The sequence below is a fragment of the Streptomyces sp. NPDC090445 genome (assembly GCF_044769385.1).
GTDB lineage: Bacteria > Actinomycetota > Actinomycetes > Streptomycetales > Streptomycetaceae > Streptomyces.
This window is the reverse complement of the sequence record NZ_JBIVXV010000023.1, coordinates 73,444-96,530: the sequence shown is the minus strand read 5'-3', so window position 1 is coordinate 96,530 and position 23,087 is coordinate 73,444. Positions and strand designations below refer to the sequence as shown.

20 protein-coding genes and 2 pseudogenes are annotated in these 23,087 nt (G+C 72.9%); 10 read left to right on the top strand and 12 right to left on the bottom strand.

Translation table 11 applies throughout. The features are described from left to right. Window positions 1–191 precede the first annotated feature (191 nt). Window positions 192–695: an RDD family protein gene (locus ACIQUT_RS31100; protein WP_403567751.1), complete on the top strand. Its 504-nt coding sequence runs from the start codon at window positions 192–194 to the stop codon at window positions 693–695. 39 nt (window positions 696–734) lie between these two features. Here the strand turns inward: ACIQUT_RS31100 and ACIQUT_RS31095 are convergent, their stop codons facing one another. Further along, window positions 735–926 (bottom strand): hypothetical protein, encoded by a 192-nt coding sequence (locus tag ACIQUT_RS31095; protein WP_403567749.1) that lies wholly within the window; start codon window positions 924–926, stop codon window positions 735–737. A gap of 218 nt (window positions 927–1,144) precedes the next feature. Here ACIQUT_RS31095 and ACIQUT_RS31090 point away from each other — a divergent pair, with 218 nt between their 5' ends. Next, a complete protein-coding gene (locus tag ACIQUT_RS31090; RefSeq protein ID WP_403567747.1) occupies window positions 1,145–1,840 on the top strand; it encodes a VC0807 family protein in 696 nt (231 codons plus the stop codon). Then, entirely contained in the window at window positions 1,837–3,045 is a 1,209-nt protein-coding gene (locus tag ACIQUT_RS31085; protein WP_403567745.1) for an aromatic ring-hydroxylating dioxygenase subunit alpha, read from the top strand. The genes ACIQUT_RS31090 and ACIQUT_RS31085 overlap by 4 nt, the downstream gene beginning before the upstream one ends. Before the next feature lie 254 nt (window positions 3,046–3,299). Here ACIQUT_RS31085 and ACIQUT_RS31080 read toward each other — a convergent pair. Both ACIQUT_RS31080 and ACIQUT_RS31075 read right to left on the bottom strand, forming a co-directional pair. Continuing rightward, window positions 3,300–3,926: pseudogene (locus ACIQUT_RS31080) on the bottom strand (class I SAM-dependent methyltransferase); the annotation flags it as partial. A 138-nt stretch (window positions 3,927–4,064) separates the two neighbouring features. Beyond that, a pseudogene (locus tag ACIQUT_RS31075) lies at window positions 4,065–4,175 on the bottom strand (class I SAM-dependent methyltransferase); the annotation flags it as partial. 94 nt (window positions 4,176–4,269) lie between these two features. On the opposite strand from ACIQUT_RS31075, the gene ACIQUT_RS31070 reads away from it, so the two are divergent. The 4 genes from ACIQUT_RS31070 to ACIQUT_RS31055 all read left to right on the top strand — a co-directional run bounded on the left by ACIQUT_RS31070 (window position 4,270) and on the right by ACIQUT_RS31055 (window position 9,023). After that, complete coding sequence (locus ACIQUT_RS31070; protein ID WP_403567743.1) at window positions 4,270–5,973, top strand: immunity 49 family protein; 1,704 nt, start codon at window positions 4,270–4,272, stop codon at window positions 5,971–5,973. Between the two features lie 106 nt (window positions 5,974–6,079). Further along, the gene (locus ACIQUT_RS31065) at window positions 6,080–6,769 is read left to right on the top strand and encodes a HEAT repeat domain-containing protein (RefSeq protein ID WP_403567779.1); all 690 of its coding nucleotides are present in this window, start codon (window positions 6,080–6,082) and stop codon (window positions 6,767–6,769) included. A gap of 6 nt (window positions 6,770–6,775) precedes the next feature. Then, the gene (locus ACIQUT_RS31060) at window positions 6,776–7,780 is read left to right on the top strand and encodes a HEAT repeat domain-containing protein (RefSeq protein WP_403567741.1); all 1,005 of its coding nucleotides are present in this window, start codon (window positions 6,776–6,778) and stop codon (window positions 7,778–7,780) included. Window positions 7,781–7,940: 160 nt separating this feature from the next. Further along, complete coding sequence (locus tag ACIQUT_RS31055; protein WP_403567739.1) at window positions 7,941–9,023, top strand: alpha/beta hydrolase; 1,083 nt, start codon at window positions 7,941–7,943, stop codon at window positions 9,021–9,023. Here the strand turns inward: ACIQUT_RS31055 and ACIQUT_RS31050 are convergent. Genes ACIQUT_RS31050 through ACIQUT_RS31030 form a run of 5 tightly spaced genes read right to left on the bottom strand, consistent with a single transcriptional unit; the run spans window position 9,013 to window position 15,685 of the window. Further along, window positions 9,013–10,323: an NAD(P)/FAD-dependent oxidoreductase gene (locus tag ACIQUT_RS31050; RefSeq protein ID WP_403567737.1), complete on the bottom strand. Its 1,311-nt coding sequence runs from the start codon at window positions 10,321–10,323 to the stop codon at window positions 9,013–9,015. The two genes, ACIQUT_RS31055 and ACIQUT_RS31050, sit on opposite strands and share 11 nt — an antisense overlap. Further along, the gene (locus tag ACIQUT_RS31045) at window positions 10,323–11,111 is read right to left on the bottom strand and encodes an ABC transporter ATP-binding protein (RefSeq protein ID WP_403567735.1); all 789 of its coding nucleotides are present in this window, start codon (window positions 11,109–11,111) and stop codon (window positions 10,323–10,325) included. Before ACIQUT_RS31045 ends, ACIQUT_RS31050 begins: the two co-directional genes overlap by 1 nt. Then, a complete protein-coding gene (locus ACIQUT_RS31040) occupies window positions 11,108–13,081 on the bottom strand; it encodes a dipeptide/oligopeptide/nickel ABC transporter permease/ATP-binding protein (RefSeq protein WP_403567733.1) in 1,974 nt (657 codons plus the stop codon). The genes ACIQUT_RS31045 and ACIQUT_RS31040 overlap by 4 nt, the downstream gene beginning before the upstream one ends. A gap of 7 nt (window positions 13,082–13,088) precedes the next feature. Continuing rightward, complete coding sequence (locus tag ACIQUT_RS31035; RefSeq protein ID WP_403567731.1) at window positions 13,089–14,081, bottom strand: ABC transporter permease; 993 nt, start codon at window positions 14,079–14,081, stop codon at window positions 13,089–13,091. A gap of 14 nt (window positions 14,082–14,095) precedes the next feature. Next, on the bottom strand, window positions 14,096–15,685 hold the full coding sequence (locus ACIQUT_RS31030; protein WP_403567729.1) for an ABC transporter substrate-binding protein: 1,590 nt from the start codon (window positions 15,683–15,685) through the stop codon (window positions 14,096–14,098). 210 nt (window positions 15,686–15,895) lie between these two features. Between ACIQUT_RS31030 and ACIQUT_RS31025 the strand changes: the two genes are divergently transcribed. Further along, the gene (locus tag ACIQUT_RS31025; RefSeq protein WP_403567727.1) at window positions 15,896–17,596 is read left to right on the top strand and encodes a DUF885 domain-containing protein; all 1,701 of its coding nucleotides are present in this window, start codon (window positions 15,896–15,898) and stop codon (window positions 17,594–17,596) included. Between the two features lie 288 nt (window positions 17,597–17,884). Further along, a complete protein-coding gene (locus tag ACIQUT_RS31020; protein WP_403567725.1) occupies window positions 17,885–18,268 on the top strand; it encodes a DUF5132 domain-containing protein in 384 nt (127 codons plus the stop codon). Window positions 18,269–18,413: 145 nt separating this feature from the next. On the opposite strand, the gene ACIQUT_RS31015 is transcribed toward ACIQUT_RS31020, so the two are convergent. The 4 genes from ACIQUT_RS31015 to ACIQUT_RS31000 all read right to left on the bottom strand — a co-directional run bounded on the left by ACIQUT_RS31015 (window position 18,414) and on the right by ACIQUT_RS31000 (window position 22,068). Then, complete coding sequence (locus ACIQUT_RS31015) at window positions 18,414–19,151, bottom strand: class F sortase (RefSeq protein ID WP_403567723.1); 738 nt, start codon at window positions 19,149–19,151, stop codon at window positions 18,414–18,416. Continuing rightward, entirely contained in the window at window positions 19,148–19,975 is an 828-nt protein-coding gene (locus tag ACIQUT_RS31010) for a hypothetical protein (RefSeq protein ID WP_403567777.1), read from the bottom strand. The genes ACIQUT_RS31015 and ACIQUT_RS31010 overlap by 4 nt, the downstream gene beginning before the upstream one ends. A gap of 198 nt (window positions 19,976–20,173) precedes the next feature. Then, complete coding sequence (locus ACIQUT_RS31005; protein ID WP_403567721.1) at window positions 20,174–20,944, bottom strand: ribosome-inactivating family protein; 771 nt, start codon at window positions 20,942–20,944, stop codon at window positions 20,174–20,176. 89 nt (window positions 20,945–21,033) lie between these two features. Continuing rightward, window positions 21,034–22,068 carry a GlxA family transcriptional regulator gene (locus ACIQUT_RS31000; RefSeq protein ID WP_403567719.1) on the bottom strand — a complete coding sequence of 345 codons (1,035 nt, stop codon included), beginning with the start codon at window positions 22,066–22,068 and terminating at the stop codon, window positions 21,034–21,036. Between the two features lie 158 nt (window positions 22,069–22,226). Here ACIQUT_RS31000 and ACIQUT_RS30995 point away from each other — a divergent pair, with 158 nt between their 5' ends. Further along, a complete protein-coding gene (locus ACIQUT_RS30995; protein WP_403567717.1) occupies window positions 22,227–23,057 on the top strand; it encodes a dienelactone hydrolase family protein in 831 nt (276 codons plus the stop codon). The last annotated feature ends 30 nt before the right edge of the window (window positions 23,058–23,087 follow it).

The window sequence follows — 23,087 nt, the reverse complement described above, 5'->3', positions numbered from 1 at the left end:
GCCTGTACGGACCACTACGCCTGCGTCAGTATGACCGGCGGATTCCTGCTGGCCAGCATCGCCTACAACGCCTCTCAGGTCTCTGCCGGCAATCGGGAGTTGGCGCCCCGGCCCAGAGGCCCGGCGTCGCCCGCCCGCCCACACAAGCGGAATGTAGGATTCCCTTCTCGGTGGGCAGAAGAAGGAACGGCATGTTTGACTCCATTTCCTCCGGCGGCGGCCTCGGTCGGTTCCAGGCGGCCTCGGGCACCCGTCCCGGGTCTCCGGCGGGTCTCATGCCGCGCTGCGCCGCCACTGCCGTCGACCTGGTCATCGCCGTCGCCGTCATTCTCGTTCCCCTGGTCGGCCTCGACCGGATCCTCACGGCCGCCGGTGTCGCCGATGGTGATGCCCGTGTGGTCTGGCGCGCCACCGCCGCGCTCTGGGTCGCGGCCTTCCTCCTGCTCTACTCTCCGCTGAGCGTGTCGCGCTGGGGCGCGACTCCGGGCAAGCGGGCCCTGCGCCTCGAAGTGGTGCGCTTCGCGACCGGCGATCGCATCGGCTACGGCTCGGCCGTGGCCCGGCACCTCACGAACCTGGTGGTGACCGGCATCCCGGCACTGTGTGTCGCCAACGTCTCGTCGATCAACCTCAACACAGACCGCCGCGGCATGCACGACAGGGCTTCGGGCAGCGCGGTGATCCACCGCCGGTGACGGTGCGGTCAGCGCCGGTTCAAAAGGGTGGCACGCCCCTCACCGCTCCACGAGCGACAGGGGGTTGGAGGCTGCACTGGCCACGCAGGCGTGGTGGTCGTCCGGGGGCAACTCTCCGTCGGCCGTGGCGACGACGCAGCGGCTCGACGCGGGGTCGACCGTGACGGGCCCGCCCGGCGGGTCCTTCGCGGGCGGGAAGGCGTTGCCCGCTGTCGTGGCGTAGGCGACCACGTTCGATTCGCCTGTTCCGTCGAATTTCCGGCGCTTGAGCTCGACCCGGACCTTGGCGACGGTGCCGTGTCGGCCTCGGCGGGCGTGTCGCCACGCCTCGGGGCATCGAAGCACTCCACCATCGGCAATCGAGATGAGTCAGTACATAGAAGGATGTACCCGACATATCGCCCGTTGCGTCGATTCGGTGATCTTCGCCGGTCCCTACGGTTTTTCGTATGGCATCACTGAACGGTCGGACCGGAACATACGGCGTGCCGGCGTGGCGGGCAGCGGCCACTGCGATTGTCGTCGCCGCGGCTCTCCCGCTGGCCGTGTTCTACGTTCTGCGGTCGCAGGGCATCAGCCAATGGCTGGCACTGACGCTCAGCGGGGCGGTCCCGGCGGTGCGCATGGTGGTCATGGCCGCCACGCAGCGTCGCGTGAACAACCTCGAAGCGTTCATGATCGGCATGCTGGCGGTGCGCATCGTCACGTCCCTGCTCGTCGGGAGTCCGCGGGTCATCCTCGTCAAGGACGCCGGACTCGGGGCGGCTGCCGGGCTCTGGATCCTGGGCTCGCTCCTCGTGGCGAAGCCCTTCGCCTTCCAGGCGGCCCAGTCCTGGCACGGGCCCACCGCCGTTGCCGCCCGCGAAGCGGCCTGGCGTGTCTCGCCTGCGCTGCGCAGCGGACTGACACGGCTGACGGTGCTGTGGGGCTGCGCCCAGCTGCTGGACGCAGCTGCCGGAGTGCTCGTCGCCCTGCTGCTGCCGGTGGAGGCGGTTCCGGCACTCAACCGGGCCAAGGGGCTGGTGCTGCTGAGCGCTGTCCTCCTCGCCACCGTCTCCTGCAGCCGCCACTACAGGCGGCGGCACGCCCTGTCCCTCTTCGGCCCGACACCTCTGATCACCGGAAAGGAAGGCCGATCACCATGACCATCCACCACACCACCGCCAAAGAGCCCGCCACCCCCGCATCCGCGCCCGAGGCCCTGCGTGAGACGCTCGCGGAGCTGCGGCGTCTGGCCTCGCTCCCCCTCGAACGCGGCCAGACACTGCCACCCCGCGCCTACACCTCCCCCGAGATGTACGCATGGGAAGTCGAACGGATCTTCCGGCGGGAGTGGCTCTGCGTGGCACGAACCGAGGACATTCCGCAGCCGGGGAGCTATCTGCGGCTGGACGTCCTCGGCACACCGCTGGTGATCACCCGGGACGAGGAGGGCGAGCTCCATGCCCTGTCCCGGGTGTGCCGCCACCGGTTCATGGACCTCCTGCCGCCGGAGACCGCACCCGAGCGCGGCTGCCTGAAACGGCTGACGTGCCCGTACCACACCTGGACCTACCGGCTGAACGGCCAGTATGCGGGACAGCTCGCCGGCGCTCCCCTGATGCAGCGCGTCGACTTCGACCGGGCCGGCTGCCGGCTCCCGGCCCACCGCGTCGAGGTCTGGAACGGTTTCGTCATGCTCAACCTCGACCCCGACGCGGCACCGGCGGCACCCGCATTGCGCGGGCTGGACCTGCGGCTGAGCAGCCACGGCATCGCGGACTGGGTGAGTGTCCACACCCAGACCTGGGAAGGCGTACCCGCCAACTGGAAAGTGGCGGTGGAGAACGGTTCCGAGAACTACCACCACATGGGCACGCACGCCGCGTCCCTGGATCCGGTACTGCCTGGTCGGGACACGGAAGTCGACGCATGCGACGGCCGCTGGTTCACCATGTTCACGCCGCTGTCCGACCCCGAGCAGGACGGCACCGGCCTCGGGAGGCGTTCCGCCGGTTCCGGTCGGGAATCCCAGCCGGGCATGCTCGTCGCCGGGATCTTCCCGCAGTTCGTCCTGGCGGTCCTGCCCGACAGCGCAGTCAGCATCCGCTGGCTGCCCACCGGTCCCGCCACCCACGACACGCAGATCACGGCCTTGGTCCCGCCCGGAGCGCGCGGCACACCCGGTTTCGCGGAGCAGCTGACCGCCATCCGCGCCCAGATCGCGCACATCCAGGAAGAGGACCTCGTGGCCATCCGCGGCGTCCAGCGCGGCCTGGCCTCCGACCCGGCTCCGTCCAACGGCCGGTTCTCCCATCTGGAGCGCCCGTTGTGGCAATTCCAGCACTACCTTGCAGAGCGATTGCTGTGACCGGCGTCAGGCGCCCACGGAGACCTTCGACGGCCACCGTGGGCGCCGACATGTTCGACTCGATCGGTGCTGGGGCGATTTAGATAAGACGCGTAAGAGCGTTGGCCATGGCATGGTCCTGTTTCCGAGGATCAACGAGCCTGAGCCGCAGGGAGGTTGGCTTCGTTGGGGCCCTGGTCGATGAGGAGCCGGGTGGCACGGGAGTGGAGCGCCTTCTGCACCGACCCGCCGCCGGAGGCCGCCGGCACGCTCTGCTGGAGACGGGCCAGCAGGTGGGCGTCGAGGAAGCCCCGCTCGGACGCCGGGTCGTGGAGCAGCCTGGCGAACGTGACGAGCCCGGCCCCGGCCAGCAACTCGGCGAACCGGTCCACCGGCCAGCTGTAGGCGGGCGTCACCTTGTGGTCGAAGCGGACCGGCTCCGGTCCGTCGGTCGCGAAGAACGAGACCAGGAGCAGGCCCCCTGGCGCCAGGACACGCGCCTGCTCGGCGAGCAGCGCCGGCAGTTCCCCGGGCGGGGTATGGATCATCGAGTAGTGGGCCAGCACACCGCCGAGCGCGCGGTCCTCGACCGGCAGGGCCTCCATCCGCGCCTCCTCGAACCGCAGCGCCGGATGGGCCCGCCGGGCGTGGTCGACCATGGCCGGGGAGAGGTCGAGCCCGAAGGCGTCCAGCCTCAGGTCGTGCAGCATGGCCGTCAGATGTCCGGGCCCGCACCCGACGTCGGCTGCCCGCAGGTTCCCGGACCCGCGCACGAGCTCGGCGAAGGTGCCGATCATGGCCCGCGTGAACGGCTGCGTTTCCAGCCGATCGGCGAACATCGACGCGTACAGCTCGACGATGCCGTCGTAGGCTGCCCTGGTCTCGTCCTGATGCTCCACCACGCGGAAGAGGCTAACACCCGTGCACGTTCGCCGTTGTCCGGCACCTACGGGCGCGAGTGACTCGGCGGTGTGGCCGGAGGTCAGGGACACGGCGCCGAGGGCCACGAAAGGGTGGTCCACCGACGCGATCAGCCGGCCGCCGGGCCTGAGTACTCGACGCATCTCGGCCGGCGTCGGCCCCCAGTCCTCCAGGTAGTGCAGGACCAGCGACGCGACCACGTCGTCGACCGCACCGTCGTCGAACGGCAGGCGGTCCCTCTCTGGCGGTCAGGAGGGCGGAGGCCGACGGCGGCGGTCGGTCCCGCCGGGGCGCCTGTCGGTGGCGGGTCGTAGGGTCGTGGGGATGGAACGAAACGAGATGACCGGCACCCCGGACGATGTCTTCGGCCCGGCCTTGCCGATGCTGACTCCCTCTCAGGACGCGTACCTGCGGCGGCTCGCCGCCCCTCATGCCGAGGACGGGTACCACTACGCGATGAACGGCCTCGCGGCCCGCTGCGCCCGGGCTCCGCAGGAGCAGTGGCCCCAGCTGGTGGCCGCACACTTCGAGATGCTGCGGCAGGCGAGCCGGGGCGGCAGGAGCGCCGAGGAGCTGCTGCGGGGCGCGCACGCCCGGCTGCTGCCGGTCGACTCCCTCACACCGGATCTGGTGGACCGCATGCGCTACGCGCGGGTGGTGGCGGAGGGGCTGGTGTTCGCGTACGCCCTCGACCTGCCGGACAGCGTCCGGATCCTGACCGACGCCGACGTGGAGCGGGCCGGGCTGGAGGCCCTGGGGCCGGCGGCCTACGAGAACCTGATGGACGTGCAGGTCACGTACGAGGACGTGCCGGTCGAGGGGCGGGCGACGCTGCACTCCCTGTACGGCGACTCGCCGTTCGTCGCGAGCCGGGCACTGTTCCTGGCCGAGACGGTCCGGCGGCTGACCGGTGAAACGCTGCCGGAGGCGGGCGCGCTGGTGGTCGTACCGACCCGGCACCTGCTGGCGTACCACCCGATCGTCGACGGCACGGTGATCGACGCCCTCAACGACCTCGCCACGTACGCCCTGCACGCCTACCAGGAGGGGCCGGGCCCGCTCTCGCCGCGGGTCTACTGGTGGCACCAGGGCGGCCTGACCTCCCTCACGGTCATCGACGAGGAGACCCGCACGTTCTCCTTGCGGCCGGAGCCGCCTCTGCTCGGCCTGATGAAGGGTCTGGTCCGGCTGGACCGTGCCGGGCGGACGACCACCAGCCCGGCTGCGCGCAACCCCTCCGACGCGGCCGGGCTCGAACGGGCCGCGGCCGGGGCGCTGGAGGAGGTCACGCGGGACCCGTCGGGGCTGGGCGACGCCTTCGCAGCGGCCCTCGCCCTCGCCCACGCGCGCTGCGCCGACGACCCGAAGGCGTCGCACCTCACCACCTGGGACCCGTGGGCCACCGCGGTGCAACTCGGCTGCGCCCTGTTCACCGGCACGGAGCCGGTCGAGTGCTACCTGGGCGAGGACATGGTCACCCGACTGCCCGCCCTCCCGGCCGCTCCCCCGGCGGACGCCCGGGCCTGGCTCGACGCGTTCTACCTGGCGGTGGTGTGCCGCCAGACGGAGCGGATCGACCGGCTGTGCGGGGTGCCGATGGAGCGGCTGCGGGAGGACGACTCGGTCGACGAGTACGTGCTGCACTGGATCGACACCCTGCAGACGTACTTCGCGCGGCGGAACATGGACGAGGTCGTGGACAAGCTGCTCGCCACGATCCGGACCTCGATGCCGGAACGGATTGACCGTGCCCCGAAGGACTTCGTGAACCGGATCGACTACCAGCCGGTGGCGCTCCTCCACCGCCTGATCACGGGCGACCGGGACGCCTTCGCGGAGACGCTGGCCGAGGCGGTCACGGAGCACGCGGGCTACTGGGGCTCCTCGCAGGCCCCGCGCGCCCGGGTCGCACTGGGCCCCCTGGCGATCGCGGCGATGGCCCACGAGAACGGCTTCCCGGTCGCGACGGACCATCCGCACCTGCCGGTGTACCTCCTCAACGGGGAGCGGATCGAGGACATCCCCTGATCCGGGGTGCCGGCGCGGGTCCCCGTGCCGCGGCGGTGCGGCTTCCGGCTTGACCTTGACACCGTGACAAGGCCTTCACTGCTGCACAGGAGGTGGTCCGGTGATCATTCGGGCAGAGGAAACGAACGAGGATCCGAACGAGGAAACGAACACGGTGCGTGCTCTCCAGGGGCTGGAGAGCAGCAGTTCGTCGGTGCGGCTGCGGGCGGCCCTGGCAGTCGGCGCGGCCGCGGACGCCCGCTCCGTGGACATGCTGATCGAGCGGTGCGCGGTCGAGCCCGACTTCCACGTGCGGGACATGCTGACGTGGGCGCTGACCCGTCATTCGTCCTCGGTGACGGTCCCGAAGCTGGTCGAGGTGCTCGGCTCGGAGTGCGCGCAGGCGCGTGGTCAGGCGCTGCACACGCTGTCGAAGATCGGGGACCGGCGGGCGTGGCCGGCGATCACCCGGGCGTTGCTGGCCGATGCCGACGACGAGGTGGCGCGGTGTGCCTGGCGGACAGCGGTCGTGCTGGTACCCGAAGGTGAGGAGGCCGGTCTGGCCGGGGTGTTGGCGACGCAGCTCGGACGCGGCGGGCGAGAGGTGCAGTTGAGCCTGAGCCGGGCGTTGGTCGCGCTGGGTGAGGTGGTCGTGCCGGTCCTGCGCGCCGCGGTGACGGATCCGGCCCCTCGGGTGCGCCGGCACGCGATCGCCACGGAACGGCTGCTGCGTGACCCCGATGCCGGGTTCGGGTTCGCCATCGAGGAAGCGAAGCGGATCGTGGCCCTGGGCACGACCGGATCGCGGGAGGAGTGACAGGACGTGTTGATCGGTGATGTGGCACGGCGGTCCGGGGTCAGCGCCCGCATGCTCCGCCACTACGAGTCGCTCGGCCTGCTGCGGCCGACGGGGCGTACCGGGGCGGGGTACCGGGAGTACTCGGGCGATGACATCCGGCGCATCTTCCACATCGAGAGCCTGCGGTCCCTGGGCCTGCCGCTGCGCGACGTCGCGCGGGCGCTGGACGATCCCGGTTTCACCCCCTCCGGGCTCATCGAGGCCCTGGTCCGCCAGACACGGGAGCGCATCGCCGCCGAGACGGAGCTGCTGACGCGGTTGCAGCGGATCGGTGCCGCGGAACCCTCCGACTGGGAGGACGTCCTGCGCAGCGTCGCGCTCCTGCACGCCCTGGCATCGGAGCACGCGGGGAAGCGGCAGCGGGCGGCCATGTCCGCGGCCGACGGGGGTGCGGTGCCGGTGGAGGCCCTGGTCGAGGCCGCGTTGAGCGAGACGGAGCCGAACGTCGCCGGGGCGCTCCACTGGGCGCTGGCCCAATCGGGCGGTGCCGCACTGGCTCTGCTGGAGGAGGGTCTGGGGTCGCCGGCGGCCGAGGTGAGAAGACGCGCCGTGCAGGCCGTCGCGAAGCTCCCGGACCCCGGGGCGACCGCGCTGCTCAAGGAGGCCCTCGCGGACTCCGACATCGGGGTCCGCCGGTGCGCGGCGCCGGCGCTCGGGGCACGCGGGGCGGCCGAAGCGGTCCCGACGCTCACCGACATGATCGCCGACGGGGTGAACGACGTCGAAGCAGCCGACGCCCTCGGTGCGCTGGCGGGTGACCCCGCGCTGGCGGACGGCATCGCCGCCGGGCTCGTCGACCGCCTCGGCACCGACGCCGTCGGACCGTCCGCCCGGCTGCGGCTGGCGCAGGCCCTCGCGGACATCCCCGGCAGCACGGCCTCTCATGCGCTCGCCGACCTGTCACAGGACGAAAACCGTGCCGTCGCACTCACCGCGGCCTACGTTCTGGAGCTCCGCGACACACGCTGACGGATCCTTCCGGCCGGCCCGGCGCCACGCCGCGGTGGGTGGTAACCCGGAGTCCTCGTCCGGGTACAAGGTGTTCCGGGCGGCTGTGGGGGGTGCGGGTACGGGCAGCCGCGGGAAGAAGAAGTGCAGGGATCTCCATCGATGCTGCCGCGGAGGACCGATGCGCCGGGACGGACGGGTCGCGAATTCCATGCTCGCGCTGCTGAGCCGTGACTGGGCGGGCGTGCCCGTCGCGCTGCTGGTGGCGGCGGCGGGCGCCGGCCTGATCGGGCTCGGCACGACCTGGGCGGTGACGCTCGGTGTCCTTTTCCTGGCTGTCGGTGTGCTGTTGCTGTCCGGGGCGGTGCGTCACCTGGTGCTGGTCGCCCGTGAGGCGGGGGCGCGGCCGGCGCCGGGGAAGCTGGTCGACGTCGGAGGGCACCGGATGCACGTCCTGGCCGAGGGGCCTGCCGGGGACGGGCCGACCGTGGTCTGGATGCCCGGCGGGCACGCGCCCGGTGAGGAGTTCCGGCAGTTGCACACGATGATGGCGGCCCGGACCCGCTCGGTGCTGGTCGACCGGTTCGGCTCGGGCTGGAGCGATGCCGGGCCCTTCCCGCGGACGACGGCGGCCGAGGCGGAGGAGCTGGTGGCGGCCCTGGAGGGGGCTGGGGAGCGGGCCCCGTACGTACTCGTCGGCCACTCCTTCGGTGGGTTGCTGGTCGCGAACACGGCGAGGCGCCGGCCGGATCTGGTGGCCGCGCTCGTGCTGCTGGACCCCACGCCTCTTGAGGTCATCGCCTTCGGGCCGCCCAACCGGCTGGTCGCCGGGATGCGCCGCAGGTTCCTGGTGACGGCGGTGCGGCAGCTGTTCGGTGTCCATCGGGGCAGTGGCGGCCGGACCGGCGGGCACTGCGCCGCCGCGTCGATCTTCGCCGAGCTCTCGCCGTCCGGCCTGGCGGAGGCGGGCTGGGAGACCGTGGTCTACGACGGGGATCTCGGCGATATGCCGCTGGCGCTGGTCATACCCCGGGATCTCACAGGCGGCGAGGCGGTGCTGGCCGCCGCCCGGGACGCGGTCGAGGCCGAGCGGATCGCGCGCTTCTACCTCCGGGCCAGGACCCGGTACCTGGCCGCGTCGACCACGGCACGGCTGGTCTACACACCGTGCGGCACCGGCCACGACTTCCCGCGGGAGGAGCCCGGGTTCGTGGTCGGCGTTGTCGGGGATCTGCTGCTGGAACTTCGTCCGGTCAGCCCATGACCGTACGGGCGGAGTCGGCCCGGAGCGGGCGCCGGCGGGAGAAGGCACCCAGGTTCACGACGTTGCCGGTGTGTTCGCAGCGGTAGCGGACCGGGTCTGCGTCGTGGTCGTGGCCGGCTTCGACCCGGTCGATCAAGGCTGCGAGGTAGCGGCCCACCAGCGGGGCGTTCTTGAACTGGTTGCCGCTCGTGCCCATGGCCACGTAGTAGCCGTCGAGGTCGGTGCGGTCGTAGATCGGGGTCCAGTCGTCGGCGACGTCGTACACGCCGGCGATGCCGAGGGGCCGGTTGGGGACGCCGATACCGGGGAAACGGCGGGCCGCCCTGGTCACCTGGGTCCGGAAGCGGTGGGCGGTGGGGCGGGGGTCGGCCTCGTTCGGGTCGTCGATCCACTCCGGCGGGTCGCAGGCCGGCTGGGTGCCGCCGACGAGGACGTGGCCGCGGGAGGCCGCGCGCAGGTAGGTTCCGAAGTCGAGGTCGGCGACCACCGGCCCCGGGCCGGACCCGGTGGCGTAGCCGCTCGGCACGGCGACCTGGTGGACCTCCTCGCGCAGCGGGCGCACGCCGACGGTGAAGTCGCTCCCGACGCCCGCCAGCCGGTTGAAGCCTCCCGACCACGGCCCGGCGGCGTTGACCACGACCGGCGCCGCGATCCGCGTCCCGCCGGCCAGGCGGACGCCCGCCACCCGGTCCGCGCGCCGGTCGACGCCCACCACGGTCTGGTGGAACAGGAATTGCGCGCCCAGCTCCCCCGCCGCGTCCGCGAGGTTCTGGGCGGCGAGCTGGGGATCGTCGACGAACCCGGCGTCCGGGGTGAACAGTGCGCCGAGCTCGCCGGTGGGGCCGTCGAAGAAGGCCTCGTCGTCCACTGGCTTCGGCGGCCAGTACCGGCCGGGGTCGATCCCGGGGAGGTGCCTGCGCAGCGTCGGAGTGTCCCACCGCTCGTACGGGACGCCGGCGCGGTCGAACAGGGCGGTGGTGTGGGACGGTTCGGCGGAAGGCGAGTCGAGGAGCACGGCTCCGGTGCGGTGGAAGGCCGCGAGCGGACGGCGGCCGGGGAGCCGCAGGTGGTCCGGCCAGGACGCCCACAGGTGGCGGGCCTCCCAGGCCGTGGCGCAGCCGTCGAAAGTGGAGTAGTTGAACCGGATGATCGCACTGGAGGCGCTGGTCGATCCGTGGCCGGCGGCGCCGGCCTTGTCCACGACGACCACCCGCCGCCCGGTGCGGGCCAGTTCGAGGGCGACGGCGGCGCCGATCACACCGGCCCCGACCACCACGGCACAGGGCTGTTCGAGGGGCATCAGGACCTCCGGGAGGGCAGCGGGCCGGACGGACGGGGCACGGACGCGAGCAGCGTCCTGGTGTACGGGTGTTGCGGGTCGCGCAGGAGGGCCTCGGCGGGGCCCGTTTCGACGATCCGGCCGCGGTGCATCACCGCCACCGCGTCGGAGACGTAGCGGACCGCGGGCAGGTTGTGGCCGATGAACAGCATGGACAGGCCCAGCCGGTGCTGGAGGTCGCGGATCGTGTTGAGGACGGATGCCTGTACCGAGACGTCGAGCGCCGAGGTGATCTCGTCGGCGATCAGGAGGCCGGGCTCGACGGCCAGGGCGCGGGCGATGGCGACCCGCTGGCGCTGGCCGCCGGACAGCTGCTGCGGCAGGCGGTCGGCCAGTCCGGGATCGAGGCCGACGAGGCCGAGCAGGTCGGTGACGCGCTCGGCGCGGGCGCGCCGGTCGAGGCGGTGGAAGACGGTCGCCGCTTCGACGAGGGTCTGGCGGACCGTCATCCGGGGGTCGAGCGCGGTGTCCGGGTCCTGGAGGACGACCTGGACCAGGCGGCCGAGTCGGCGCCGGGCACGGACGGTGTGGACGCGGACCTCCCGGCCGTCGAGCAGGACCCGGCCGCTGTGTACAGGGGTGAGCCCGACGATCGCGCGGGCCAGGCTCGACTTGCCCGAGCCGGACTCGCCGACGAGCCCGAGCGTGGTACCGGACGGGACCTCCAGCGACACGCCGTCCACCGCGGTGACCGGGCCGTGCTGACCAGGGTGGCGGACGGTGAGGTCGCAGAGCCTCAGGCAGGTCATGCCGGGTCCGCCTTCACCGGGGCTCCCGTCACCGGGGCCGCCTTCACGGGGTCCGTCTCCACGCGGTCCGTCTCCACGCGGTCCGTCTCCACGCGGTCCGTCTCGACGCGGTCCGTCTCCACCTGAGCCGCTTGGACCGGTAGCGGATACCAGCATGCGACCCGGTGGGCCGCGTCGAGGCGGCCGTCGAGCGGCGGAGCCTCCCGCGCACAGCGGTCCTGCCGGGAGGGGCAGCGGGGCTCGAACGGGCAGCCCCGGGCGGGTGCGAGCGGATCGGGCGGCGCACCCGCCACGGTCGGCAGCGGGCGGTCGCGGTCCGCGGCGAGGTCCGGCACCGACGCGACCAGGGCCCGTGTGTAGGGGTGCCGGGCGGTGGCGGCGAGCCGGTCGGCGGGCAGGGTCTCGACGATGGTGCCCGCGTACATCACCAGCACCCGGTCGCAGAACTCGCCCACGAGCGCGACGTCGTGGCTGATGAACAGGATCGCGGCGGAGGTTTCCCGCCGCAGGTCGGCGAGGAGTCCGGTGATCTGCCGCTGCACGGTGACGTCGAGGGCGGTCGTCGGCTCGTCGGCGATGATCAGGCTGGGCCGCAGCATCAGGCCGGAGGCGATCATCACGCGCTGGCGCTGGCCGCCGGACAGCTGGTGCGGGCGTGCCCGCAGGAGGGCCGGGGGGAGGGCGACCGTGCGCAGGGCGTCGGAGGCATCCCGCAAGGCCTGCGCGCGGTCTGCTCCGCGATGGGTACGGACGGCCTCGGTGAGCTGGGTGGCGATGCGCAGCGACGGGTTGAGTGCCGAGGCCGGGTTCTGGAAGACCATCGCCAGGCCGGTCGCGAGGTGGTGTTCGCGCTGCTTCGGCGTCATGGCGGCGAGGTCGGCGCCGAGCAGGCGGAGGGTGCGCCGGGACACCCGGGCCCGGTCCGGGAGCAGGTCGGCGATCGCGAGCGCGGTGAGCGACTTGCCGGATCCGGACTCGCCGACGAGTCCGACGATCTCGCCCGCCCGCAGGGACAGGCTCACGCCGCGGACCGGCCGGATCACGCCGTCGGGGGTGGGGAGTTCGACGCTGAGGTCCTCGACCTGGAGCACGAGGCCGTCCTCCGCGGGCCCGCTCGCCTCGACCGGTTGCGGGGGTGTACGGGGGGACGGGCTGCGCCGGGCGGCGCCCCCGGCGAGGACCTCGCCGAGCAGTTGGAACGTCAGCGCCGCGTAGAGGATGGCCAGCCCGGGGGCGAGGGCGGGCAGCGGCTGTACGTAGATGCGGTCGAGCCCCTGGTTGAGCAACTGGCCCCAGTCGTAGTCGGGCGGTTGGACGCCCAGGCCGAGGAAGCTCAGCCCGGAGAGCGCGATCAAGGCCGTGCCCGCCGCCGTGGTGGTGCTCAGCAGCAGCGGCTCCGCGATGTGGGGCAGCACGTGCCGCCGGAGCAGCCGGTGCCGGCGCAGGCCGAGGACCCGGCCCGCGGCCAGGTGGTCGGTGCCCGCGACGGCGGCGGCGAGGGTCTGGGAGAGGCGGGCGAAGCCGGGCACTCCCGCGACGGCGAGGGCGAGCATCGCCCCGCCGGCGCCCGCGCCGAACACGACCGTGAGGAAGAGCGCGACCAGGAGCGCGGGAAAGGCGAGCAGGAGGTTGATCAGTGCGGCGAGCGAACGGCGGGCCCGGAGACCGACAACGGCGCCGGACGCCCCGAGGAGAACGCCGGCGCCCGCGCCGATCAGGACCGCCCCCAGCGCGAGCAGCAGGGAGGGCCGGGTGGCCGTCAGGACCCGGGCGAGGATGTCCCTGCCGAGGTTGTCGGTGCCGAACGGGTGTGCCCGGGAAGGGCCTTGCAGCACCGCGAAGGGGTCCGGGCGGTCGGCTGCCGCGCCCCAGAGCAGCGGGCCGGCCAGTGCGAGCACGAGCAGCGAGGCCAGTATGGCCGCGGCGGCCCAGGCCATGGGCGAGCGGAGGCGCCCGGGGGGAAGGGACATCGGTTCCTCAGCTCTCCCGGATCGCCGAACGGGGGTCGAGCACCGCCAGCAGCAGGTCGACCAGGAGGCCCGCGAGCAGCACGGTCGTGCCCAGGACCAGCACCATGGCCTGGACCACCGGGTAGTCCTGGGCGGCGACGGACTGCGCCATCGCGGAACCGATGCCGGGCCGGGCGAAGACCTTCTCGACGAGCACCGTGCCGGCGATCAGGGCGGGCAGCAGGCTCCCGGCGACGGTGAGCGCGGCGGTGGCCATGTTCGGGGCCGCGTGCCGCAGGTAGCGGCGTGCGGAGGGCAGGCGCTTCCCCCGGGCGGTGCGCATGTAGTCCTCGTTCAGCACCTTCAGTGCTTCCACCCGGACGATGCGCACCAGGACGGCGGTGGGCGCGAGGGAGAGCGCGAGGACCGGCAGGACGAAGGATTCGATGCCTGCCGCTCCGGCCACCGGGAGCAGGGGGAGGCCGACGGCCAGCAGTGCGGTGAGCCCGGCGGCCAGGACGAAGTCCGGCACCCCGGCCAGGCCTGCGGTCACGGCCGTGAACGCCAGCTCGGTGCGCGGATGCCGGCCGTCGCGGGTGCGGATGGCGGCGAGCAGACCGCAGGGCAGGGCGACGGCGAGGGTGACGAGGAAGGCGAGGCCGGCGATTTCCAGGGTGGCGGGCAGCCGGGTGCGGACCAGTTCCGCGACCGGTGTCCCGGTGACCAGCGAGGTGCCGAGGTCGCCGTGGACGAGGCCGTCGAGATAGTGCCGGTACTGGGACAGGAAGGGCTCTTCGAGTCCGAGTCGGTGCCTGCGGGCGGCCACCAGGCCGGGGGCGGCGTCCACCCCGAGCGCGGCGCGGACCGGGTCGCCGGGGATCAGCCGGATCATCACGAACGACGCGGTGAGCACGACTCCGAGCGACAGGACCAGCCGGGCGGTGCGTCGGCCGAGGAAGGCCGTCCAGGGATGCCGGAGCAGACCCGTCCAGGGATGCCGGAGCAGGCGGCGTACGGACATGGCGGGTCCCCCGGTCATCGGTGGAGGCGGATGCTGGTGGGGACGATCCCGCCGCCGAAGGTGGTGGCGAAGGTGGTGCGGTGGCCGTACACGGTGCTGCGGCCGTCGGCGATCGGCAGGGCGGCGGCCGAGCGGAAGAGCGCGGCGGCGGCCCGGTGCCAGGTGTCACAGCCTGCCGTGTCCGTCTCCTGGAGGGCCCGGGCGACCAGCGCGTCGTACTCGGGGTTGACGACGCCCGCGAAGTTGAGGCCCCGGGCGGGGGCGGGGCCGGAGAAGAACGGGATGAAGCCGACCGGCAGGGCGAAGCCCGGTGAGGTGCCGACCACGACGTCGAAATCGCCGGTCCGGTACATGGCGTGCACGAGGGCGGGCAGGCTCTCGGTGACCAGCTCGACGTCCGCGCCGAGCGCCGTCCAGGAGCGGGCCATCAGCTCGGCGACGGGCGGCAGCGTCGGGCCGAGGTCGGGGCTGGTGATCAGGCGCAGCCGGAGCGGCCGGCCGGCCTTGGCCAGCGGGCCGTGGGCGGTGCGGGTCCAGCCGGCGGCGCGCAGTGCCGCGACGGCATCCTGCGCAGGCACGGGCAGGTTGGCGGCGGCGAGGTCGGCGTGGCAGACGGCGCCTTCGGCACCGAAGTCGGTGGCGGGCCTGCCGGTGCCCCCGACGGCGACGTTGGCGAGCCCCTGGCGGTCGAGGGCGGACACCAGGACCCGGCGCAGCGCCGCGTCGGCGAGGGGGCGGCCCGGGCGCTGGTTGAAGAAGGTCAGCCCGACGACGGTCGCCACGTCGGCGGCGGCCAGGCCGCGGCCGGTGAGCCGGGCACGGTCCGGCCCGTTCACGCCGGCGATGTCCACGCCCCCGGTGAGGAGCAGGTTCGCGGCGGTGGCGGCCTGGGGCACCACCGAGATGACGATGCGTGCGGGGAGGCCGGGCTCCGCCGTCGTCGCCCCGGCCGGGCCCCAGGAGTAGCCGTCGCGGACGGTGAACTCGTACGGTCCGCCGGGGGTGTAGCGGGTCAGGACGTAGGGGCCGGTGCCCTGGGTGGTGCGGTCGAGTGATTCGGGCCGGGCCAGGCCGGCGGGGCAGACGATCGGCAGCAGGCCGAGCGTGCGGGTGAGGAACGGGTGGGGGGTGGAGCTGGTCGCCGACACCGTGCCGGTCCGGTCGTCGGCGCTCGCGGTGAAGGGGACGTTGGGGAGGATGGTCTGGGCGCCGGCGAGCTGGTGCGCCGGGTCGGCCGCGTAGGTCAGCGCCCGGGCCACGGCCGAGGCGGTGAGGGGCGTGCCGTCGGAGCAGGTGATGCCGGGGCGGAGGGTGAAGGCGGCTGTGGTGGTCGTGGCCTGCCAGGACGAGGCCAGGCCGGAGGCCAGGGTGCCGTCGTCGGCGATGTTGACCAGTGAGTCGTAGGCGTAGCGGGCCTGGCCGGCGCCGAAGGCGGAGTACGGGTTGAAGCTCGGGGTCTCGCTGGCTGCGGCGATGCGGACGGTGCCGCGGTGCACGAGGGGGGTGGTCGTCGAGGACCGGACGGCGCCGTCGCAGCCGCTCGACGCGACGGCTGCGGCGGTCATCGCAGCTGTCAGGGCGACCGGCAGGGCGCGACGGGGCATGGCGTCATGGTGGCACCGGGCGGTGACGGGGGTGACCCGACGCGCACGCGTCGTCCAGGCGTGCGATCGGCCGGAGGGCGCCTGCCACCTGGGGCGGGAGACCTCGGGGCGGGCGGGGGCGGCGGGTGCGCCTCACTCGTTCGAGGGATTGAGCGGTCGCCGTCACACGCAGCGGGGGCCGGACGGTCCGGCAACGCCACACTGGGCCGCATGAGGACGAACGAACCGGGTCGTGAGGTCGGTCATCTGGGGGATCGCTACTGGGAGTTCCTGCTGGAGCGCGACCCGCTGCTCAGAGTCCGCCGGGGACTCCCCGTCGAGACACTGCCGGGGGCATCGCCCGCCGAGGCCGCGGAGCGGGCGCGGTTCGCCGAGGGGGTGCTGGAGCGGGTCCGGGTGCTCGACGACGCCGGGCTGTCCGGTGCCGACGCCGACACCGCCGCGTTCATCACGGGGCTGGCCGAGCAGGAGCTGCGGGCCCACCGCTGCTACTGGCTGACGCCCGCCGCCACTCCCTACCGGCTGTTCCCGCTGTCGCTGTACGTCGACGCGGTCCTGCGGCCCTTCCGCTTCGCCGCGCAGCCGGATGCCGACCGGTACTGCGCGCTGCTCCGGGAGCTGGCCCGGGTGGTCGACTCGGTCCGCGACAAGGTGGTGGGGCAGGCTGCCCGCGGCTTCCGGGTGCCCGCCCCGGCCCTGGCCGGGGCGCGGGCCACCGTCGCGGGCCTGGCGCCCTCCGTGGCGCGCCGGGTGGAGGTGGACGAGGACCGGCTCGGAGGACTCGGGCCGGCCGGGCGCGGACGGCTCCGGGACGGCGTACGGCAGCTGGTGGAGACCGAGGTGGCTCCGGCCTTCGACCGCCTGCTCGCCGTCGTCGACGATCCGGGATACCTGCGCGGGGCGCCGCAGGCCGTCGGCTGGGCGCAGTACGAGGGCGGTGAGGAGGCGTACCGGGAGTTCGTGCGGTCCCACACCGGGGACGGCATGCCGCCCGAGCGGCTCCACGAGCTCGGCCGCGACCAGTGCCGCGAGCTCGCCGAACGGATGCGGGAGGTCCGCACCGTCCTCGGGTTCCAGGGCCCCGAGGCCGAGTTCCACGACCGGCTGCGGACCGAGCCCCGCCTGTACGCCCGGACGCCCGAGGAGGTCGAGGCCCGTTTCCGCGGTCACCTCGACCGGCTGGCCCCCCTGCTGCCGCGGTGGTTCGCCACCCTGCCGGCCGCCCCGTACGGGCTGGCCCGCCTGGATCCGGCGCTGGAGGCGGGGATGACCTTCGGGTACTACGAGGCGCCGACCGCGGCCGACCCGGTCGGGCGCTACCGCTACAACGGCTCGGACCCGGACCGGAGGTCCCTGCTCGGGTCGGCCTCGCTGATCTACCACGAGCTGGCGCCGGGACACCACTTCCACCTCGCCCGGCAGGCCGAGAACGGCACGCTGCCGCAAGTCCGCCGCGAGGTGGCCGAGTTCGGCGCGTTCAACGAGGGCTGGGCCGAGTACGCGGCCGGCCTCGGCTGGGAGATGGGCCTGTACGACGACCCGTGGGACGCGTACGGTCGGCTCGCGCAGGAGCGGTTCACGGCGCAGCGGCTCGTCGTCGACACCGGGCTCAACCTCGGGACGATGGGCCTGGAGCAGGCGCGGGACTTCATGCGGGCCAACTCCACCGAGGCGGACGGCCAGATCGCCTCGGACCTGCTGCGCTACTCGACGGACCTGCCCGGGCAGGCGCTCTCCTACCGCGCGGGCTTCCTGGAGTTCGTCCGGCTGAGGGCCGGGGCCGAGGCGGATCTCGGCGCCGGGTTCGACGTAAGGACCTTTCACGAGACGGTACTGGGGGGCGGCGGGCTGCCGTTTCCGGCCCTCCGGCGGCGGGTGGCACGCGAACTCGGAAATAATCTTCGAGTCTGACAATAGGGCCGCGGATTCTCCACGGGTGCGGATCCCGCGATTCACGTCTCGCAGCAAGGTGCGGGCACTCACACGAGTGAAAGCGGGGAAGGCTGTTTGGCCCTGATGGTCTTGGTTCTACTACGGTGGCCGCAGGAGCATGCGGTGGGTGCTGTCGACCGGCGACTCGGCTCGGTCGGTTAATCTCGAATTCCGAGGTGGAATGCTTTCATCCGCCCAGCTGTGCGCTGCTCTGGTGTTCGCAGTGCCTGGGTTCCCCGTCATACGTTTGCGTAGAGAGGATGGAGCATGATGCCGCCCCTAGTACCGCCCTTCCTGATCGGCCTCGTCGTCGCGCCACTGGCCAAGCGTCTCCTCAAACCACTGGTGCGCGGTGTCGTCAAGACATCCGTCGGCCTCGCCCTTGAGGTGAAGCAGGCGGCCCATGAAGCCGGAGAGAACATCCACGACCTTGCGGCGGAAGTGGCCGCCGATATGGTGGCGGCGCAGATCGCCGCAGGTCACACCGGAGCCCGTTCGGGTGACGGCCAGCGGGGCACCACCGAGAAAGCCGCCCCGAACGGCGAGAGGGGCGGCGGGGCCACCGACCGGCCCGAGGGCGAGTCGAGGAACCCGAAGATCCGCACGACCGCTGCCGCCGGCACAACCGGCGGCGCCGAAAAGTCACGCTGACGACTTGTCCGGCGGCTCCGGTCGCCGCCCGGGCGCGTATTCCGATCGAAATCGGAGAAAAAACGCGCCCGGGCGGCGACCGGCTGTCGCTCGACCTCGCGGGTGCGGACGGCGCCCGGAGGAGGCCCGTCGCCCTCTGTCCTGGTTACGCGGTACCCGTCATGCTGGCGAACACGACCACGTTGCTGTTGTAGTAGTGCGTCTTCGGGTCGAAGTCGCCGCCGCAGGTGACCAGGCGAAGGCCCGCGTGGTCGACGTTCTTGTAGACCTCCAGCGTGGGGAACTTGGCCTTCGGATATTCGGCCACCCGGTTCACCGTGAACGTGACCGTCTTGTTGTCGCGCCGGGTCACCTTGATGGTGTCACCGGCCTTCATCGTCTTCAGCTTCTCGAACACGGCCGGCGCGCCGTTCCACGTGACATGACCTGCGATCACCGCGGGCCCTTGGGAGCCGGGGGTCGGCCCCGGCTCGTACCAGCCTGCGAGACCCGGGTCCTTCGGGGTCTCCATCGCTCCGTCGGGGTTCAGCCGCAGCGTCTCCAGGGAGCTGGAAACACCCAGGGACGGAATCGTGATCTTCTGGGGCTCCGAACGGGCGAGGGCGGGCACGGCCTGGCCCGCACCGCTCTGCGCACCGCCCTCGGACGCTGCGCCGTGGCCGCCGGCGGACGGCTTCCCGGTGGGAGGGCTTCCGGCGGTGCCGGCGGCAGGCGCCCCGCTCTGCGCGGCTTGCCCCTGAGGGGCGGGAGGCGCCCCCTCGTCCTGGCCGGCGCACCCCGCGAGGAGCAGCATGGCCACGGCGGCTGTGGCGACGGGGCCCGTGGTCCGGCGGCGGGGCCGCGCGGCGGACACCGCAGGGGCCGGGACGCGGTTGCTCTTCACGCGGCGCCTCCCGGCGTCTCCGTACGGACGGGGACCGCGGCGGTCCGCTTCCGCGCGACGGCGATCCCGCCCGCCGTCGCCGCGTACACGACGGCCGCCGCGCCCGCCATGATGGCGATCGGCAGCGCCGTGCTCTGCGGGGAGCCGCCGCCGGTCTCGATGCCGCCGACCGGAACGGACCCCACGGCCGCGCCCTTGACCTCGCCGCAGTTGGTCGGCGCCGTGGCCTCCTGGGGCAGCTTCGGGTCGAGCTCGCTCTTCCCGGCGCCGTCGAAGTCGTACTTGCCGTTCTTGTTGCGGTCGATGCCGTGCTGTACGACGTGCAGGTCCTTGATGTGCTCCACGACGTCCTGGCCGACGCTGATCGTCCGCTCGTAGACGACCTTGCCCTTCTTGTCGGCGACGGGCATGCGGTCCACGGCGAGGCCGCTGGTCGCCTTGGTGTCCCCGGACGTGGTCAGCGAGATGTTGATGTCGCCGTAGTCCTTGGTGGCCTCGGTGTTGTCGAGGATTCCATCGCGGTTGGTGTCGTCACTGGCATCCGGGCAGTGGAAGTCGTGGCCCTTGGTCGAGCCGTGCAGATGCTGGGCCGATGGCTGTCCGGGCACCATGCCCTCGGACTCGATGCGCACGGTCAGCTGGTTGCCCTTGAGGTTGAGCATGACAGTGCCTCGGGAACCGGAGTTGTTCAGCTGCGCCAGGTCGATCTGATACGCCTTCCCGCCCTCGGCGAGGGCCGCACCTGGAACGCCCAGCGCCAGGAACACGGCGGCGGCGGGCACGGTGGCCCGGGCCACGAGACGGCGACCAGCGCGCTTGACTATCACATTCACTCCTGTTCCATGGATTCCCAGGGAGGGAATCGAAGATCGTACGAGGGTGGAATGGTTTTCCGAATGGCCGACGACCCGCGCCCCGGGCAATGAAGACGCTCCGGAACCAAGGGCCGGGCGCGTCGCGGAAGATCCCGGTTCGGCCGGTCGGCCGTTGCCACCCGCTGCAAGAAATTGATCGTTCGGTGGTTACGCGACGGCCCGTCTCGCCGTCGACAGCGGTGCACCGGTCATCCAGATGCGTGACACCTCGTCTGCCAGCAGGGGGAAGCGGGCAGCCGCACAGAGCATCTCCGAAAGCACGAGGATCCCGCGTGCGGTGCACTTCGGATCACTGTTCCGGTGCAACCAGATGACCGCATTGATCATGGGGCGGCGTCCCAGGGGAAGGGCCGCGTGCCGGGCGTCGGCCGCCACCTCGAGGGCGGGGCGTCCTCCGCCGAACGGCAGGGCCGCCGTTCGGCGGATTCCCGGCGGCACGGCCGAGTCCCGCACGTGACGGAAGTGCGCCTCCGGCGGGGCCTGACCGTTCTCGAAGGTGTTGCGGAATCCGACGATGCGGGCGCCTGCGTTCTGCGCGGGGAACTCGACGTGGAGTTCGATGGACAGGCCTCTCAGCCGAATGTTCACGGGGAGGTAGCGCACCCTTCCCTCCCCGTGCCCCGCCTTCCCGGGAAAGCCCGCCTCCGCCGCTCTGGCCCGGATGGCAGATACCAGGAGCCGGTACTCCTCCGCCGAGGCGTCCTCCACGGAAAACGACACGGGTTTCAGCACGACAGCATCCGTCAGGTGGATGAGCTCAGAACTCGGACTTCCCGGCGGACATTCCACCGCAGCGGGTTCGATCCTGTTGTACTGGCGCACTACACAACCACCGCCTTCGACATGACCCGATCGACGACAGCTCGCCTCATCCGTGTCGCCGGGCCTGGTTCGGTCCAGTTCTTTGTAGCCGGTCATACGGCGGAGGAGTGAATAGTTGCCCTCTGATGCTAAGAACTCATCGAATGAGGTGGAAAAGGCATAGAGCCACCTGCGGGAGTTCTCCGTCAGCCGCCCCGTGCCCGGTCCGTGCGGCGGAAGGCGGCCCGGTAGGCGCTCGGGCGGTGGCCGGTGTGGCGGGCGAAGAGGGCGGCGAAGGTGCCGGGGTCCCGGTAGCCCACGGCCGCGGCGACGGCGGCGACGGTGCGGTCGGTGGTCTCCAGAAGGTGCCGGGCGCGGCGGACCCGGGAGTCCTGCAGATGGGCCAACGGGCTGCGTCCGGTCTCTTCGGCGAAGCGGCGCAGCAGCGTTCGGGTGCTGACCCGGAAGGCGTCGGCGAGCCCGGTGAGGTCGTACCGCTCGGCGAGGCTCTGGTCGAGCCGCCGCATGACCTGCTCGGAGAACTCCCGGCCGGGCTGCGGGAGGAGCAGCGGGTCGACGTACGGGGTCTGGGAGGTCCGCGCGTCGTCGACGAGCGCCACCCGTGCGGTGGTGCGGGCCACCCGGGCGCCGTGGTGCCGGCTGATCAGGTCCAGCGCGAAGTCGTACATGGCGCTGAAGGCGGCCGTGGTCGTCACCCCCGTGTCGGTGACGACCAGGTGCTCGGGCCGCACGTCGGCGTCCGGGCAGCGCCTGGCCAGTTCGCCGGCGTGCAGCCAGGAGGTGGTGGCCCGGCGACCGTCGAGGAGCCCGGCCTCGGCGAGTAGGAACGCGCCGACGCAGAGGGAGACGACGGCGGTGCCGGAGGCGGCCTGGGCGCGGACCGCCGCGATCTCGGGGGCGAGCCGGGCGAGCCGCGCGTCGAGGTCCGCGTCCGGGAGCAGTTCGAAGCCGGGGACCACGAGGACGTCGACCTCGCGCAGGGGACGCACGTCCAGGCTCGCGCCGCCCGACGCGGTGACGCGGCGGCGCGGCGAGACGACCGACACCCGGTAGCCGGGCGCGTCCGGTCCGGCGACGTGCCCGGCCATCGTCAACAGGTCGGGTACGCCGAACACTTCGGACGCGAAGCAGCCCGGGTACGCCAGGACCCCGACCCGCAGCGCACCCGGTCCGGTGCCCGGCCTCGCACCGTCCTGCGCCTGCCGCGCCGCCTGCGCCATCGCTCCCGTACCCCCCTGGTGTCCGCGGCTCCGGGTCGCCGACCGCGTACCGGTCGCCGAGCGCGTACCGGTCGCCGCTCTCGCGTGTGGCGAGATTACCCCCGGCCTTGGCGATCCCGCCCCTCACCCGGCGGCCGGTCCCGAGCCAGGCTGGCCCCATGAGCGACGACGATCCGATCACCGACTTCACCCGCCGGAGCGTGGCCGTGGAGGGGGTGGAGAAGACGGTGTACGCGGCCGGGGCCGGGCCCGCGGTCGTGGTGCTGCCCGAGATGCCGGGCATCAGTCCCGATGTCCTGAGGCTCGCGCGCCGGGTGCGGGACGCGGGCTTCACCGTCCTGGTGCCCTCCCTGTTCGGGACGGACGGCGCCTTCCCCACGGCGGAGGGCGGCCGGGAGGTCGTCCGCCGCGCCTGCGTCAGTGCGGAGTTCCGCGCCTTCGCCGGGGGCGGCACCAGCCCGGTGACGGTCTGGCTGCGCGGCCTGGCGCGCCGGGCCCACACCGAGTGCGGCGGGCCGGGGGTGGGCGCGATCGGCCTGTGCTTCACCGGCAACTTCGCCCTCACCATGGCCCTGGAGCCGGCGGTGATCGCCCCGGTGGTCAACCATCCGTCGCTGCCGCTCGACGACCCCGGCGGACTCGAACTCGACCCGGCGGACGCGCGGGCGGTGCGCGACCGGCTCGACCGCGACGGACTCACCGTCCTCGCCTACCGCTTCGAGGGCGACCGCTGGTGCACGGGGCGGCGCTTCGCCGCCTACCGGGCACTGCTCGGCGACGCCTTCGACGGGCGCGTCCTGCCGGACAGCGCCGCCAACCCGGCCCCGCCGCCCTTCTTCGCCGACCTCGTCGGCACCCCGCACAGCGTCGTCACCGCCCATCTCGTCGACGAGGCCGGCCACCCCACGGTCCGGGCCCGCGACGAGATCCTCGCGTTCCTCACCGCCCGCCTGCACCCGCACGGGACCGGACCGCGGCCCGCCGCCTGAAGGGTCCGGGCTGACCTCGGCACGACCTGT

Excerpts from the sequence above, each read along its gene's own strand:
- ACIQUT_RS31100 (WP_403567751.1), top strand. The coding sequence starts at position 192 with ATGTTTGACTCCATTTCCTCCGGCGGCGGCCTCGGTCGGTTCCAGGCG.
- ACIQUT_RS31090 (WP_403567747.1), top strand. The coding sequence starts at position 1,145 with ATGGCATCACTGAACGGTCGGACCGGAACATACGGCGTGCCGGCGTGG.
- ACIQUT_RS31085 (WP_403567745.1), top strand. The coding sequence starts at position 1,837 with ATGACCATCCACCACACCACCGCCAAAGAGCCCGCCACCCCCGCATCC.
- ACIQUT_RS31070 (WP_403567743.1), top strand. The coding sequence starts at position 4,270 with ATGGAACGAAACGAGATGACCGGCACCCCGGACGATGTCTTCGGCCCG.
- ACIQUT_RS31055 (WP_403567739.1), top strand. The coding sequence starts at position 7,941 with ATGCGCCGGGACGGACGGGTCGCGAATTCCATGCTCGCGCTGCTGAGC.
- ACIQUT_RS31050 (WP_403567737.1), bottom strand. The coding sequence starts at position 10,323 with ATGCCCCTCGAACAGCCCTGTGCCGTGGTGGTCGGGGCCGGTGTGATC.
- ACIQUT_RS31045 (WP_403567735.1), bottom strand. The coding sequence starts at position 11,111 with ATGACCTGCCTGAGGCTCTGCGACCTCACCGTCCGCCACCCTGGTCAG.
- ACIQUT_RS31040 (WP_403567733.1), bottom strand. The coding sequence starts at position 13,081 with ATGTCCCTTCCCCCCGGGCGCCTCCGCTCGCCCATGGCCTGGGCCGCC.
- ACIQUT_RS31035 (WP_403567731.1), bottom strand. The coding sequence starts at position 14,081 with ATGTCCGTACGCCGCCTGCTCCGGCATCCCTGGACGGGTCTGCTCCGG.
- ACIQUT_RS31030 (WP_403567729.1), bottom strand. The coding sequence starts at position 15,685 with ATGCCCCGTCGCGCCCTGCCGGTCGCCCTGACAGCTGCGATGACCGCC.
- ACIQUT_RS31025 (WP_403567727.1), top strand. The coding sequence starts at position 15,896 with ATGAGGACGAACGAACCGGGTCGTGAGGTCGGTCATCTGGGGGATCGC.
- ACIQUT_RS31020 (WP_403567725.1), top strand. The coding sequence starts at position 17,885 with ATGATGCCGCCCCTAGTACCGCCCTTCCTGATCGGCCTCGTCGTCGCG.
- ACIQUT_RS31005 (WP_403567721.1), bottom strand. The coding sequence starts at position 20,944 with ATGACCGGCTACAAAGAACTGGACCGAACCAGGCCCGGCGACACGGAT.
- ACIQUT_RS31000 (WP_403567719.1), bottom strand. The coding sequence starts at position 22,068 with ATGGCGCAGGCGGCGCGGCAGGCGCAGGACGGTGCGAGGCCGGGCACC.
- ACIQUT_RS30995 (WP_403567717.1), top strand. The coding sequence starts at position 22,227 with ATGAGCGACGACGATCCGATCACCGACTTCACCCGCCGGAGCGTGGCC.